The sequence below is a fragment of the Nocardia sp. NPDC003726 genome, from assembly GCF_053586955.1.
Window position 1 is genome coordinate 14348 of record NZ_JBSFNF010000036.1, and the last position, 13463, is coordinate 27810.

14 protein-coding genes are annotated in these 13463 nt (G+C 69.5%); 5 read left to right on the top strand and 9 right to left on the bottom strand.

Going from position 1 to position 13463, the window contains the following annotated elements:
• Positions 1 to 28 precede the first annotated feature (28 nt).
• Both ACWDMM_RS30940 and ACWDMM_RS30945 read left to right on the top strand, forming a co-directional pair.
• Entirely contained in the window at positions 29 to 397 is a 369-nt protein-coding gene (locus tag ACWDMM_RS30940; protein ID WP_449940834.1) for a hypothetical protein, read from the top strand.
• 415 nt (positions 398 to 812) lie between these two features.
• Positions 813 to 1148, top strand: coding sequence for a hypothetical protein (locus ACWDMM_RS30945; protein WP_449940835.1), 336 nt, complete (start codon positions 813 to 815; stop codon positions 1146 to 1148).
• 28 nt (positions 1149 to 1176) lie between these two features.
• Here ACWDMM_RS30945 and ACWDMM_RS30950 read toward each other — a convergent pair whose 3' ends face one another.
• From ACWDMM_RS30950 to dapE, 6 genes are all read right to left on the bottom strand, one after another.
• Positions 1177 to 2115: a glucosyl-3-phosphoglycerate synthase gene (locus ACWDMM_RS30950; RefSeq protein WP_195082630.1), complete on the bottom strand. Its 939-nt coding sequence runs from the start codon at positions 2113 to 2115 to the stop codon at positions 1177 to 1179.
• The gene (folP, locus tag ACWDMM_RS30955) at positions 2112 to 2996 is read right to left on the bottom strand and encodes a dihydropteroate synthase (protein ID WP_449940838.1); all 885 of its coding nucleotides are present in this window, start codon (positions 2994 to 2996) and stop codon (positions 2112 to 2114) included. The genes ACWDMM_RS30950 and folP overlap by 4 nt, the downstream gene beginning before the upstream one ends.
• Positions 2997 to 3221: 225 nt before the next feature.
• On the bottom strand, positions 3222 to 4991 hold the full coding sequence (locus tag ACWDMM_RS30960) for a long-chain-acyl-CoA synthetase (protein WP_449940841.1): 1770 nt from the start codon (positions 4989 to 4991) through the stop codon (positions 3222 to 3224).
• A gap of 4 nt (positions 4992 to 4995) precedes the next feature.
• Positions 4996 to 5565, bottom strand: a complete 570-nt coding sequence (locus ACWDMM_RS30965; RefSeq protein ID WP_449940844.1) for an LOG family protein — start codon at positions 5563 to 5565, stop codon at positions 4996 to 4998.
• Positions 5559 to 6368, bottom strand: a complete 810-nt coding sequence (locus tag ACWDMM_RS30970; protein WP_195082626.1) for an LOG family protein — start codon at positions 6366 to 6368, stop codon at positions 5559 to 5561. The genes ACWDMM_RS30965 and ACWDMM_RS30970 overlap by 7 nt, the downstream gene beginning before the upstream one ends.
• A 262-nt stretch (positions 6369 to 6630) precedes the next feature.
• Positions 6631 to 7734, bottom strand: coding sequence for a succinyl-diaminopimelate desuccinylase (gene dapE, locus ACWDMM_RS30975; protein WP_195082625.1), 1104 nt, complete (start codon positions 7732 to 7734; stop codon positions 6631 to 6633).
• 311 nt (positions 7735 to 8045) lie between these two features.
• Here dapE and dapD point away from each other — a divergent pair, with 311 nt between their 5' ends.
• Positions 8046 to 8993, top strand: coding sequence for a 2,3,4,5-tetrahydropyridine-2,6-dicarboxylate N-succinyltransferase (gene dapD, locus ACWDMM_RS30980; RefSeq protein WP_357112430.1), 948 nt, complete (start codon positions 8046 to 8048; stop codon positions 8991 to 8993).
• 68 nt (positions 8994 to 9061) lie between these two features.
• Here dapD and ACWDMM_RS30985 read toward each other — a convergent pair whose 3' ends face one another.
• Positions 9062 to 9448, bottom strand: coding sequence for a PPOX class F420-dependent oxidoreductase (locus ACWDMM_RS30985; protein WP_357209299.1), 387 nt, complete (start codon positions 9446 to 9448; stop codon positions 9062 to 9064).
• A gap of 47 nt (positions 9449 to 9495) precedes the next feature.
• Positions 9496 to 10911, bottom strand: coding sequence for an acyl-CoA synthetase (locus tag ACWDMM_RS30990; RefSeq protein ID WP_449940850.1), 1416 nt, complete (start codon positions 10909 to 10911; stop codon positions 9496 to 9498).
• Between the two features lie 137 nt (positions 10912 to 11048).
• Between ACWDMM_RS30990 and ACWDMM_RS30995 the strand changes: the two genes are divergently transcribed.
• Together ACWDMM_RS30995 and ACWDMM_RS31000 are read left to right on the top strand one after the other, a co-directional pair.
• Positions 11049 to 11900 carry an oxygenase MpaB family protein gene (locus tag ACWDMM_RS30995; protein ID WP_195082621.1) on the top strand — a complete coding sequence of 284 codons (852 nt, stop codon included), beginning with the start codon at positions 11049 to 11051 and terminating at the stop codon, positions 11898 to 11900.
• 99 nt (positions 11901 to 11999) lie between these two features.
• The gene (locus tag ACWDMM_RS31000; RefSeq protein ID WP_195082620.1) at positions 12000 to 12719 is read left to right on the top strand and encodes a hypothetical protein; all 720 of its coding nucleotides are present in this window, start codon (positions 12000 to 12002) and stop codon (positions 12717 to 12719) included.
• A gap of 1 nt (position 12720) precedes the next feature.
• Here the strand turns inward: ACWDMM_RS31000 and ACWDMM_RS31005 are convergent, their stop codons facing one another.
• Positions 12721 to 13353, bottom strand: a complete 633-nt coding sequence (locus ACWDMM_RS31005; protein ID WP_195082619.1) for a TetR/AcrR family transcriptional regulator — start codon at positions 13351 to 13353, stop codon at positions 12721 to 12723.
• Positions 13354 to 13463 lie beyond the last annotated feature (110 nt).

The following is a 13463-nucleotide window of genomic DNA, read 5'->3' on the forward strand; positions in this document are numbered from 1 at the left end:
CATGTGAGCGTCCGGCTAGGAGGAAATCGTGAATCCGCTATTGCTGATCGGCGGGGCCGTCCTGGCGGTGGGCATGGTCGGCCTGATCATCAGCGTGCTGCTGCGGCCGGCCGGGTCGAAGGCGCACGTCACCGTCGCCGATCTCCAGGCCCGGCTCGAGCGGGAGCAGTCGGCCATGTCGCCCGAGACGGAGGGCCCGGTGGACGACGAACCGCGATCCGACGAACCGCGATCCGCCGACGCCGAGTCGGCCGACGCCGAGTCGGCCGACGCCGGGCTCGAGGAACGCGAGCAATCGCCTGCCGCTGATGAACCCCGCGACGCGACTGCAGATCCGGCCCACGGCGAAGCGGCGGACCAGGTGCTGCTGCCGGATCACCTTCGCCACGACAAGTAGCCTGAGGTTAACCGCACGCGCGGCGCTGCGGAAGATGCGACGATCACACCAAGCCCGACGCACCGCGGCCAGCCCACCTCCCGGACGGGCCGTTTCCGCGCCCGCAACACTCGGACATCTGCTCACCCCCCGGCTAAGCGAAGCCGGTGACAGCGACTTCACCCCGCTTCAACTGCGGAGAACGCCGACCATCGCCAAAGTTGCGCCCACGCGGCGGATTGGTCCGCCAGCCGACGGGCATACCCCGCGACAGAGCCGAGACCGGCCCCCCCGCGCCTCCCGATTCCACTTGCATGGCGAGCCCACTCGGCCCACACTTGATTTGCTACAAGTTAACTGCACGTAGGTGACGGTGCGTTGCGCTTCGGCCCCGCCACGTTCTGCCCGGCCCGCCCCACCGAGAGGAGAATGCGCCGTGACCGCCACCCAGATCGCCGTCCTCTGCTCGCTCGTCGGCGCAGCGAGCCTGGTCGCCACCATTGTGTTGCTGCACGGACCGGCGACTCGAAGGCGCCGGGTCGGCGTCGCCGAGCACGCGATCGCGGAACAACTGCCCGTCCCCGCCTTGCCGACCTGTCCGATCGGCAGGCCGCAGCGAGCACTGGTCGAGCCGTTGACCGTGGCGGAAGCTCACGAGATCATGCAGCGCCACCGGATCTGTGAACCCGCCGAGTGCGTCTACAAGTACGCGGCCTTCCGCACCCTGATCGAGGCCGGATACATGCGCGATCCGCATGCGGAAGGGGTCTGACCGCACCCGCGTACGGCGTGAGAACGAGTCAGGCCGCGGCGCAGGCGGGCCGGAGGGTGTTCATCGGCGGCCGGTCCAGCAGGGAGACCTCGGTGCGATGCGCGGTGAACTCGTCCCCGATCAGCGGGAACTGGGTCAGCGCGGCGCCGGAGTCCTGGATGCCGCTGCGACCGAGCACGGTGCCGAGGATCTGGCGGCTCATCACGCCCAGGTCGGCCAGCGGCCGGTTGCGATGCGTGCGCACACCGAGGTTGACCTGGCCGATCGCGGACATGCCCAGCCGGTCGTAAGTGTCGAGCAGCAGCCCGATCTCCACCCCGTAGCCCGGTGCGAACGGCACCGAGGTGAGCAGTTCGCGCGTGCCCGCGTATTCGCCGCCGAGCGGCTGCAATACCTGCGAGAGCTCCGGTCGCAGCGCCGCGAGCAGGGGCCGGGCGACCAGCTCGGTGACGCGGCCGCCGCCGTGCGCGTCCACCGCGCCGCCCTGCCGCAACGGCCTGCGGTAATACGCCTTGGCCAGGTGCAGGTCATCGACCGTGAGCAGCGGGCCGAGCAGTTTCGGCACGAAGGCGGGATCGGGATCGATGAGGTCGGAGTCGACGAAGGCGATCAGATCGCCGCTGGTCACCGCCAGGGAGCGCCACAGCACCTCGCCCTTGCCCGCGACCGGCTCCAGCTCCGGCACCGCCTGCTCGCGGCTGATCACCTCGGCGCCCGCGGCGCGGGCCCGCTCTGCGGTGGCGTCGGTCGAACCGGAGTCGAGCACGATCAGCTCGTCCACCAGCGTGCCGAGTAGCGGCCGGATGCTGGCCACCACGTCGGCCACGGTGCGTTCTTCGTTCAGCGCGGGCAGCACCACCGACACGGTGCGCCCGGCCTTCGCGCAGACGAGCTCGTCCACGCGCCAGTTCGGGGTGTCCCAGGTATTGGTCGTCGCCCAAGCGGGCTCACGGTGTTGAAATGTCATGCCAGACCTCGCAAGGTTCGTGCGGGGGGCCGGATGCCCTGGATAGCGGCGATCATGTCCACGACCCGCCGGGTCGCGGCGACTTCGTGGACACGAAAGACTCTGGCGCCTGCCGCCGCCGACCACGCTGTCGCCGCCAATGTGCCCTCCAGCCGTTCGGAAAGACCGACACCTAGAGTCTCCCCGATGAAATCCTTGTTGCTCAGCGCCATCAAGACTGGCCATCCGGTTTTTACAAGAACGTCGACTCGGCGCAACAGTTCGAGACCGTGGTAGGTGTTCTTGCCGAAATCGTGCGTCGGATCGATCAGGATCGAATCCCGGCGCACCCCCGCCGCGAGCGCGTTCTCCGCGGCCCGCACCACCGTGTCGGTGACCTCGCCCACCACGTCGGCGTAGCGCACCCGGTGCGGCCTGGTGCGCGGCACCGCGCCACCGGTATGACTGCACACCACACCCGCGCCGTGCGCGGCGGCCACCGGAATCAGGTCGGGATCGGCACCGGCCCAGGTGTCGTTGATCAGGTCCGCTCCCTCGCCCACCGCGGCCGCCGCCACCTCGGCGCGCCAGGTGTCGACGCTGATCAGCAGCTCGGGGTACTTCGCGCGGATGGCCGCCACGAACGGCACCACCCGGCGCGTTTCCTCGGCGGCGTCCACCGAATCACCCGGCCCGGCTTTCACTCCGCCGATGTCGACGAGGTCGGCGCGCTCGTCCACCGCGCGTGCCACGGCATCCATGGCCGCCGCGTCGGTGAAGGTGGCGCCGCGGTCGTAGAACGAGTCCGGGGTGCGGTTCACGATCGCCATCACCAGCGCTCGATCCGTCGCCACCGGCCGTCCGCACAGCGTGGGAAGCGGCGCCGCGGTCGAGCTGAACATGTCGCTGTCCCGCCTCTCCGCGAATCAGGCCGTACAAATCAGGAAACAGGATCGCGGTCGAGTCGTGCGGCGGGTCCGGGGGTACCCGCCGGGTGACCAAGTGTTCGCGAAACCGGTCGTCTCCTAATTCCCAGACCGTACCAGTCCAGTGCCACAAGATCAGCGCGCAGTCCTGCGGCACCGCGGTGGCGACCACCGCCACCAGGCTGTTTCCGCGGGTGACCGTCAGCTCTTCGGGACGCGCCCCGCCGCTACATCGGCGGCGTAATCGGCGTAGGCGGGGATGTAGCCCTCGGTGCGGCCAGCGAGGACGTACAGCGTGCTGTCGGGGTCATCGGCGTAGCCCTGCTTGCGCAGTTCTACCTTGCGGCTCTTGAACGTCGAGGTCTGCTCCAGCTCGTGCACGATCCGGACGAACAGCGGAACGGCATACCCGGGCAATCGCTCGTAGGCCAGCTTCGCCACCGCCGCGCCGTCGAATTCGGCGCCGGGCCGCAGCGTCACCGCGGCCATGCCCGCCTTACCGTCGGCGCCGGGGATGTCCACGCCGTAGACCACCGCCTGCTCGATCGACTCCGCCTTGCTCAGCGCGCCCTCCACCTCGGTGGTCGCCACGTTCTCCCCCTTCCAGCGGAACGTGTCGCCGAGCCGGTCCACGAACGCGATGTGGTGCCAGCCCTGGTCGCGCACCAGATCGCCGGTGTCGAACCAGACGTCCCCCGCTTCGAAGCCGTCGCGCACCAGCTTGGCCTCGGAGGCGTCCTTGTCGGTGTAACCGTCGAACGGGGAGCGGTCGGTCACCTTCGCCAGCAGCAGGCCGACGCCACCGGTGCCGACACGGCGCAGGCGGCCCCTCTTGTCGCGCTTGGGCTTTCCGGTCTCCTCGTCGTATTCGACGACCGCATACGGCAGCGGGCCGAAACCCGCCGTTCGGTCCACGCCGAAGGCGTTGACGAAGGCGATGTTCGCCTCGCTGGCGCCGTAGAACTCCACGATGCGGTCGATGCCGAACCGGGACTTGAACTCGTCCCACAGTTCCGGACGCAATCCGTTGCCGACGGCGAGCCGGATCGAATGCTGCCGGTCGGTCGGCTTGGCGGGCTGATTGACCAGGTAGCGGCACAGCTCGCCGATGTAGATGAACGCCGTGGCCTGTTCGCGGATCACTTCGTCCCAGAACCGGGACGCGGAGAAACTCCGGCCGAGCGCGAACGTGCCGCCGGAGGCGAGCACCGCGGACAACGCGACGGTGAGGGCGTTGTTGTGGTACAGCGGCAGGCAGCAGTACATGGTGTCGTTGCCGCGCAGGCGGATACCGAGGCCACCCAGTCCGGCCATGCTCTTGGTCCAGCGCAGATGGGTCATCACGCTGGCCTTCGGCAGTCCGGTGGTACCGGAGGTGAAGATGAGGAACGCCCGCTCGCGCGCGGTGACTTCCGCACAGCTCGGCGGGTCGCCGTCGTCGGCGTCGCGGGCGGCCGCGCGGAGTTCGTCGGCCGCGAGGACGTTGGCGGGCGGTTCGGGCAGCGAGTCGATCGCATCGGCACATTCCGCGCCGACCACGTTCAGCACGCTGTCGAGCAGGCCGATGCTGTGCGCCAGCACCTGGTCACGCTGGTGATGGTTGAGCAGTCCCACGGTGGCCCCGAGCTTGACCGTGGCCAGCACGACGAACAGCGTCTCCGGCCGGTTGGTCATCAGCACGCCCACCACGTCACCGCGCCGCACCCCTCGCGCAGCGAGCACGCTCGCATACCGGTTGACTTCCGCGTTGGCCGCGCCGTAGGTGTAGACCGAGCCCTCGAACCGCAGGAACGGGCGGTCGGGATGCCGGTGGGCGTTGCGCTGGAAGTACAGGCCCACCGACGACTTGGAATCCGGTGTCACGAGCATGTTGAGCGCGTTGCGCAGCATGCCAGGCGCGTCCATGGCCATCGCGGGGAGATGCCGGGCGAGGTCGGCCAAACTCACCGTCGAGCGGGCAGCGGTGCTCACGTCTTCAGTTCTCCTCACGGGGTAGGCGCGCCTCCAGCGCCGCGAAGGCGGACGGGAGATCGGTCACCACGGTAATCCGGGACAGTGCTGTCTGGGGCACGAACTTCCGCTCGTACAGCTCCTCCAGCCAGGAGAACAAACCGTCGAAGAATCCATTGGGATTAAGCACAACAACGGGTTTCCCGTGCTGTCCCAGATAGCCGCCGGTCCAGGTCTCGAAGAACTCCTCCAGCGTGCCGATCCCGCCGGGCAGGGTGAGGAAGGCGTCGGCGCGGTCCTCCATCACCTGCTTGCGCTGGCGCATGGTGTCGGTGACGACGAGTTCGTCGGCGTCGACATCGGCGACCTCACGATGCACCAGGTGCTTGGGGATCACGCCGACCGTGTTCGCCCCGCCGGCGCGCGCCGCGGTGGCGACCGCGCCCATCATCGAGACGTGCCCGCCACCGGACACCAATTGCCAACCGCGCCGGGCGATCTCGGTGCCCACCCGGGCGGCAAGCGACAGGTGGTCCTGGTCGGTCGTGCTCGCCGAGCAATAGACACAGACGGCGAAAGGCCGCTCGCTCACCACTGATCCTCCGTCCCGATCGCGTCCTCGGCGCCGCCTGCTATCGCGGCGGCCTGAATGATGTCCACGACCTCGTCGACGCTGTCGGTCACGTGCAGCAGTCCGAGGTCGCCCGGGGAGATCTTGCCTGAGCCGCCCAGCGAATCGCGCAACCAATCGACCAGCCCGGACCAATACCTGGTGCCGAACAGGATGATCGGGAACCGGGTGATCTTGTGGGTCTGCACCAGCGTCAGCGCCTCGAACAACTCGTCGAGCGTGCCGAAGCCGCCGGGCAGGCAGATGAACGCCTGCGAGTACTTCACGAACATCGTCTTGCGGACGAAGAAGTACCGGAAATTGATGCCCAGATCGACCCAGTCGTTGAGGCTCTGCTCGAACGGCAGCTCGATGCCGAGGCCGATCGAGTAGCCGCCCGCCTCGCAGGCGCCGCGGTTGGCGGCCTCCATCGCGCCGGGACCGCCGCCGGTGATCACCGCGAAACCCGCACGCGCCAGCGCGGCGCCGATGGCCAGCCCGGCCTGGTACTCCGGATGGTCGGCGGAGGTGCGCGCGGAGCCGAAGACGGTCACCGCTCGGGGGACCTCGGCGAGAGCGCCGAAGCCCTCGACGAACTCGGCTTGGATACGCAGCACCCGCCAGGGATCGGTGTGCACCCAGTCCGTGTCGCCGCGCTTGTCCAGCAAGTTCCGGTCGGCGGTGCTGACACCGTCGGCCCGGTCGCGGCGGAACATGATCGGCCCGCGGAACTTCGGTGTCGACTTCGGTTTGTTGGTGACCTCACGGTCCGCGGCGTCGGTGGACATGCGTTCCACGCTACCGCCCGGCAAGGGGGTCTCCCGGGCTGGACGGGAGAAGTCGTCCGATGTTCAGCCGGACGCAGGCGGGGTGAGACGCGGTCGCAATCTCATCGCTCGGTGCGCATGTCATTGCGCTGATCACCGGTTGCGGTGACCGTGCCGCGCGGTCGCGCGCGATCTCGGGGGTGTCGTCGGTGCCACGCGACGGACACCGGTCCGAGCCGCGTCGGAGTGCGGGGGCGCCAACCACGAACGACGCCGCAGCGGGTCAGTCCGGTGTGCCGCTCAGGTAGCTGCGCAGCATCGCGGTGACGGCGGTGATCTGGTCGACCGGCACGTGCTCGTCGCGCTTGTGCGCGAGGTTGGGATCGCCGGGGCCGAAGTTGACGGCGGGGATGCCGCGGGCCGCGAAACGCGAGACGTCGGTCCAGCCGTACTTCGCGCGCACACCGCCGCCGCCGTGGCGCTGCACCGAGGCGATGAGGTCCTTGGCGGCCGTGGCCGTCAGCCCCGGCAGCGCGCCCGGCGCCGCGTCGATCACCTCGAAGGACAGCTCGAGCCCGGCGAAGACCTCGCGCACGTGCTCGACGGCTTGGTCGATGGTGCGGTCGGGCGCGAAACGGAAGTTGACCTCCAGCTCGGCGGCATCCGGCACGACGTTGCCCGCTACTCCGGCCTCGACCCGCACCGCGGACAGGCCCTCGCGATAGACGCAGCCGTCGATGTCCACTTCCCTGGCGCGGTAGTCGGCCAGCCGCCCCAGTATCGGAGCCAGCCGATGAATCGCGTTGTCCCCCAGCCAGGCCCGCGCCGCGTGCGCGCGCACGCCGGAGGTGCGCAGCCCGATACGCATCGCGCCCTGGCAACCGGCCTCGATCCAGCCGCCGGACGGTTCGCCGAGCACGGCGAGGTCGCCGGTGAGCCACTCGGGCAGGTCGCGTTCGATGTGGCCCAGGCCGTTGAACTCGGCGGCGATCTCCTCGCCGTCGTAGAAGATCAGGGTCAGGTCGTGTACCGGGTCGGCGACGGTGGCGGCCAGGTGCAGGAAGACCGCGTCGCCGGATTTCATGTCCACCGAGCCGCAGCCGTAGAGGACTCGCTCGCCCGCCTCGTTCACCGCGAACCGGCCTGGCACGTTGTCGGCGATCGGCACGGTGTCCAGGTGCCCGGCCAGGATCACCCGGGTGGGCAGCCCGCGATGGGTGCGCGCCAGCACCACGTTCCCGTGCCGGAGGATCTCGAACCCCGTGGTCTGCTCCCGCAGCGCGCGCTCCACCACATCGGTGACGGCCGCCTCGTCGCGCGAGACGCTCGGGATGTCGACGAGCGCGGCGGTCAAGGTGATCGGGTCGGCATGCAGGTCGATGGTCACACGCTTCACCCTACGACCGGTCCCCCACCACGGCCGCCGGTACCGGCCGGTGTGCCGCCCCTCGCCCGGGATAGCCGTCCGCGCGGACGACGTCGGCAACCACCGGGTCGGCGATATATCAGCGGCATGGTCGGAACCTGCCGCTACGCGGACGGCGCGGCCCGGTGGGCGGACCGACACGTGCGCAGCAGCAGGTCCCCACCAGGACACTCGGCCCACCGGTCCGGCAGCCGGACGTGTATCGAGCCTGGTGATCGGGGTCGCCGGAGCAGCCGCACCATTGCCCGGCACGGGTCGGTAACCTCTAGGCCGTGAGCATCCAGGGAGCAGCAGCCATCGGTATCGCCAACGTGACCGCGGACGGGACCGTGCTGGACACGTGGTACCCGAACCCGCAGCTGGGCGAGTTCGCCGAGACCGGCACCAAGCGGCTGGACGAGGCGCCCGCCGAGTACGCGGCGCTGCTCGGCTTCGACGACGCGCGCGGGGTGGACGTGATCGCGGTGCGCACCACGATCGCCGACCTGTCCGCGGCCCCGGTCGACGCGCACGACGTCTACCTGCGCCTGCACCTGCTCTCGCACCGCCTGGTCAAGCCGCACGAGGTGAGCTTGGACGGCCAGTTCGGCCTGCTGACCAACGTGGTGTGGACCAACCACGGCCCTGCGGCGGTCGATGGCTTCGAGGCCACCCGCGCGAAGCTGCGCGCCCGCGGGCCGGTCACGGTGTACAGCGTGGACAAGTTCCCGCGCATGGTCGACTACGTGCTGCCTTCCGGCGTCCGCATCGGCGACGCCGACCGGGTCCGCCTCGGCGCGCACCTGGCCTCCGGCACCACCGTCATGCACGAGGGCTTCGTGAACTTCAACGCGGGCACCCTCGGCGCGTCCATGGTCGAGGGCCGCATCTCCGCGGGCGTCGTGGTCGGCGACGGCTCCGACATCGGCGGCGGCGCGTCCACCATGGGCACCCTGTCCGGCGGCGGGACCACGGTCATCTCCATCGGCGAACGGTCCCTGCTCGGCGCGAACTCCGGCCTCGGCATCCCCCTCGGCAACGACTGCGTCGTGGAAGCCGGCCTCTACCTCACCGCGGGCACCAAGGTCACCACCCCCGACGGCACCCTGATCAAGGCCGCCGAACTGGCCGGCCGCGACAACCTCCTGTTCCGCCGCAACTCCACCACCGGCGCCGTCGAAGTGGTCCCCCGCAAGGGCACCGGCATCGAACTCAACGCCGACCTCCACGCCAACGACTGAATCACTTCCGCGAGTGGCACATGGTGGAGAGGTCTTCTCGCAACCGTGTGCCACTCACGAAGCTCTCATCAGGCGGGAGCCTGGGCCGGGAGGCCGAAGGCGATGATCCGGTGCGGGTGGATGCGGATCATTTCGCGGGAGACGCCGGGGATGTAGGGGTCGACGTCGGTGAGGGGTTCGGCGGTGCCGCGGATCTCGAGGCAGCGGACTCGCCATGGTTGGACCGACGCCACGTCGTCGACGACGAACGCGACGCGGTCGTTGGTGGCGAGGTTGCGGAACTTCCACGAGGCGCCCATGTTCCAGCCCGCGATGTCGATGGTGCCGAGGTCGGCGTTGTAGCGGAAGCCGACCGGGTTGTTCTGCGGGGAGCCGTCGGGGCGGACGGTGGCCAGGCGGCCCAGCCGCTGGGTGCTCAGGTATTCGATCTGTTCGGGGGTCAGGGTCGCAGTCATGCGCCGACCGTAGAACCTCTACCTAGCTCGAGGTCAATCGTTCGCGGTCAGCCCAGCTGCTTCTTCTGCACCTTTCCCATGGCGTTGCGCGGCAGCGCGTCGACCACGCGGATCTCACGCGGGCGTTTGTGCACCGAAAGTTCCCCGGCCACATGGTCGATCAGCTCGCGTTCGGTCGCGGCGTCGCGCAGCACGACGAACGCGGTGATGCGCTGGCCGAGGTCGTCGTCGGGCAGGCCGACCACCGCGGCCTCCGCCACCGAGGGATGGCCGAGCAGCACCGTCTCCACCTCGCCCGCGCCGACCCGGTAACCGCCGGACTTGATCAAATCCACCGATTCCCGGCCGACGATGCGATGAAAGCCATCCGGGTCGATGGCGGCGACGTCGCCGGTCCGGAACCAGCCGTCCTCGGTCCAGCTCTGCGCGGTCGCCTCCGGGCGGTTGAGGTAGCCGTCGAACAGCATGGGCCCGGAGACTTCCAGACCGCCGATGCTCTCGCCGTCGTGCGGCACCGGAGACCCGGACTCGTCCCTGATCCTGGTGCGCACGCCGCGCACCGGCGTGCCGACCCAGCCCGGCCTGCGCTCACCGTCGGCCCGGGTGGACAGCGTGATCATGGTTTCGCTCATGCCGTAGCGCTCGACCGGCGCGTGCCCGGTCAGCTCGCGCAGCCGCTCGAACACCGGCACCGGCAGCGGCGCGCTACCGGAGACCAGCAGCCGCGCGCCGGCCAATCGCTTCGCCGCGTCGGGATCCTCCACCACGCGCGACCACACGGTGGGCACCCCGAAATACAGCGAACCCTCGGCCGCCGCGTACGCCTGCGGCGTCGGCTTGCCGGTGTGGATCAGCGGGCTGCCCACCCGCAGCGGTCCGAGCAGGCCGAGGATCAACCCGTGCACATGGAACAACGGAAGCCCGTGCACCAGCGTGTCGTTCGCGGTCCACGCCCATGCTTCGGCGAGGGCGTCCAGACCAGCGGCGATCGCGCCGCGGCTGAGTATCACCCCTTTGGGCAGCCCGGTGGTCCCCGATGTGTAGAGGACGAAAGCCGTGGCGCCCGCATCGGGTTCGGGATAGGTGTGCCACGACCTGGCGTGCCGCCGCACCGGCACCACGGGCAGCTCGGCGCCATCGGGCGCTTTTCCCAACCACGCCTGAGCACCCGAATCGGCGAGGATGTGCGCCCGTTCGGCGGTTCCCGAGTCCGGGGGCACCGGCACCACCGTGACGCCCGCGATGAGGCAACCCACCACCGCGAGCACGGTCTGCACGGTCGGTTCGGCCAGCACCGCCACCCGTTCCGCGCGCGCGACGCGCTCGGCCACCGATGTGGCCGCGCCGAGCAGATCACTGCTTGAGAGGGTGGTCCCGTCGATGGTGACGGCGTCGGGGATGTCCGCTCCGCCTGCGACGGCGAGCGGGTTCAGGGAGCTGAGCAGCGGCGGACCGAACGGCATTCGCTCACGCTACTTCGCCGAATGCACGCCGGCGTCGCGGCATCCCGCCTGAACCGACGTCGAACGTGACGGTTGACACTCACGCTGACGTGGTGAGAACGTTGTCGTACAGCTTTCTCAGCACTGCGAGGTCGACGATGACCAGGCCACTTCCCGCGACGCATCGTCCCGAACCGCCGGATTCCTTCGACATCGGGCAATACATCGACGGCGTGGCGGGCCTGTTCGGCGGCGTCGCGAACGTCGTCATGCAGCTGAGCAACCCTCCGGTCGGCTACGGCGTCGTGGAGAGCACTGTCGACAGCGGGAATGTGATGCTGCATCCGATCAAACGGCTGCGCACCACGCTGACCTACCTCGCCGTGGCGACGCTCGGGACCGACGAGGAACGCGCCGCCTACCGCGAGGCGGTCGACGTCTCGCATCGTCCGGTGCACTCCACCGACGCGAGTCCGGTGCGCTACAACGCCTTCGATCCCACGCTGCAACTGTGGGTCGCGGCCTGCCTGCACTGGGGAGCGCAGGATCTGTACGAGCGCATGCACGGGCCGATGGACCAGGCGACCGCCGACGCGTTCCACCGTCTCGGCGCCCGGCTCGGCACCACTCTCCAGATGCCCGAGGCGATGTGGCCCGCCGACCGCCGCGCCTTCGCCGAGTATTGGGCCGCGCATCTCGCCGAGACCAGCATCGACCCGACGGTCCGGGCCTACTTCGACGACCTCATCGACCTGCGCATGCTGCCCCGGCTCGCACAGGTGGCCCTCGGCCGCCTGCACCGCTTCTTCGTGACCGGCTTGCTGCCTCAGCATCTGCGCGACGAGATGGGGATGACCTGGACCGACCGCGACGAGCGCGTACTCGGTCACATCCTGCGCACTGTCGGGGCCACCCAGTCCCGGCTTCCGCGACCGGTCCGCATGTTCCCGCTCAACGCCTATCTGCTGGATATGCGCATCCGGCGCCGCCTCGGGCTCCGGCTGGTCTGAACCGTCCGTCGTTTCACCACAGTTATCACTGGGCAATCGCATCTCGTACTGCTGATCGCGCCCGCGACGCGATCCGGCGCCACCGGCCAGGAGGAGACGATGGGCTACCGAACGACGTTGACCGGGCTGATCGCCTTCGCGTTCCTGGCGCTGTCCGCACCGGTCGCCGGTGCGGAGGACTCGGCCGAAACCGAGGTCGCCGCAGTGCCGCCGCGCACGGCGATCTCCGTGCGCACCGCGATCGGCATCGGCTGGGGTACACCGAACGAGCACGAGTCCCGTTCGAGCCTGTCGCTGGCCAAACTCTTCCTCACCGACTACGCCCTGCGCCACGGCGACGGCTCACCCGAAGACCGTGCGCTAGGTGAGCGAATGATCCGCTACTCCGATGACGGAGCCGCGACCGCGATGGAGGCCAAGTATCCCCAGGCCATCGCGGCCGTCGCCGCCGAATACGGACTCACCGAGACCGTGCCCGGCCCCGGCTGGGGCGCTGGGGCGACCAGCGTCGCGAATGTGTCCGACTTCCTGGCCGTGAAACTGCGCACCGATCCAGGATCGCCGATCTTCGAATGGATGGCCGCCGCCGGATCGACGGCGCAAGACGGCACCGAACAGGACTGGGGCACCGCCCGGTGGCCGTTCGTCCAGGGCACCAAGTGGGGCTGGTCGGATCTGGGTGAGCCGGAGGTCGCCTCGACGTCTTTCGGTCCGGGTTTCGCGGTGACCGCGCACACCCGCGGCACCGCGGCCGAGCAGACCGCGGACGTCATGGCCGCGCTCGGAGCCATGCTGTTCGGCCTGCCGCAGCACCGCTGAGTCAGCGCACGCGGAAGGACACCACCACGTGATCGCGCGCGAACTGCCGGATCGCCGCGTCGTCGCCGAGCGGGATGACGGTCTGCGGCGTGAGCGCCAGTGACAGCGCGGTGCGCGCGATCATCTCGGCCAACGGCGCCGGATCGTAGTCGGGCAGCTTGCCTTCGCGCTGCAAACGCGTGACGAACTCCGCGACGTAATCCCGGCCGAGTTCGATGACCGGCGCCCCCTGGGTGGTGAGGTAGGGCAGCACGAGTTCGGGTTCGGTGGCCAGCAGCCGGTGGATCAGCTGATTGCCGCGCAGGCCGTTGATGAACGCGGCGAACAGTTCGACGATCTGTTCCTCCGCGCCGGCGTCCCGGTCGACCTGACGCTGGAGCGCGGCGTCGACCTCCTCGATGAACTCGCGCGTCTGCCGCAGCCCGACGGCCCTGATCAGATCGGACTTGCTCGCGAAGCGGCGGTAGAGCGTGGCCAGGGACAGGCCGCCGCGACGGGCCACTTCCACCATGCTGGTCCGCTTGATGCCGAAGTCGAGGAACGCCAGCAGCGCCGCGTCGAGCACCCGCGCCTGGTTGCGATCCTCAGGGGCAGCGCTGCGCACCAACGGCAGCAGTCTGGTCAGCCTGGCCATACCTCAACCCTATCCGCAACGGCGACACGATGACACTTTCAGCATCGCACACCGTCACCACCGCCTCGCGGCGATTGACAGGCTTCCGAGTCGATGAGAGGGTTAGGGCA

What these genes read in the sequence shown, in the direction of transcription:
- ACWDMM_RS30950 (WP_195082630.1), bottom strand. Translation starts at nt 2,115, where the DNA reads ATGACATTTCAACACCGTGAGCCCGCTTGGGCGACGACCAATACCTGG.
- folP (WP_449940838.1), bottom strand. Translation starts at nt 2,996, where the DNA reads ATGTTCAGCTCGACCGCGGCGCCGCTTCCCACGCTGTGCGGACGGCCG.
- ACWDMM_RS30970 (WP_195082626.1), bottom strand. Translation starts at nt 6,368, where the DNA reads ATGTCCACCGACGCCGCGGACCGTGAGGTCACCAACAAACCGAAGTCG.
- ACWDMM_RS30985 (WP_357209299.1), bottom strand. Translation starts at nt 9,448, where the DNA reads ATGACTGCGACCCTGACCCCCGAACAGATCGAATACCTGAGCACCCAG.
- ACWDMM_RS30990 (WP_449940850.1), bottom strand. Translation starts at nt 10,911, where the DNA reads ATGCCGTTCGGTCCGCCGCTGCTCAGCTCCCTGAACCCGCTCGCCGTC.
- ACWDMM_RS30995 (WP_195082621.1), top strand. Translation starts at nt 11,049, where the DNA reads ATGACCAGGCCACTTCCCGCGACGCATCGTCCCGAACCGCCGGATTCC.
- ACWDMM_RS31000 (WP_195082620.1), top strand. Translation starts at nt 12,000, where the DNA reads ATGGGCTACCGAACGACGTTGACCGGGCTGATCGCCTTCGCGTTCCTG.
- ACWDMM_RS31005 (WP_195082619.1), bottom strand. Translation starts at nt 13,353, where the DNA reads ATGGCCAGGCTGACCAGACTGCTGCCGTTGGTGCGCAGCGCTGCCCCT.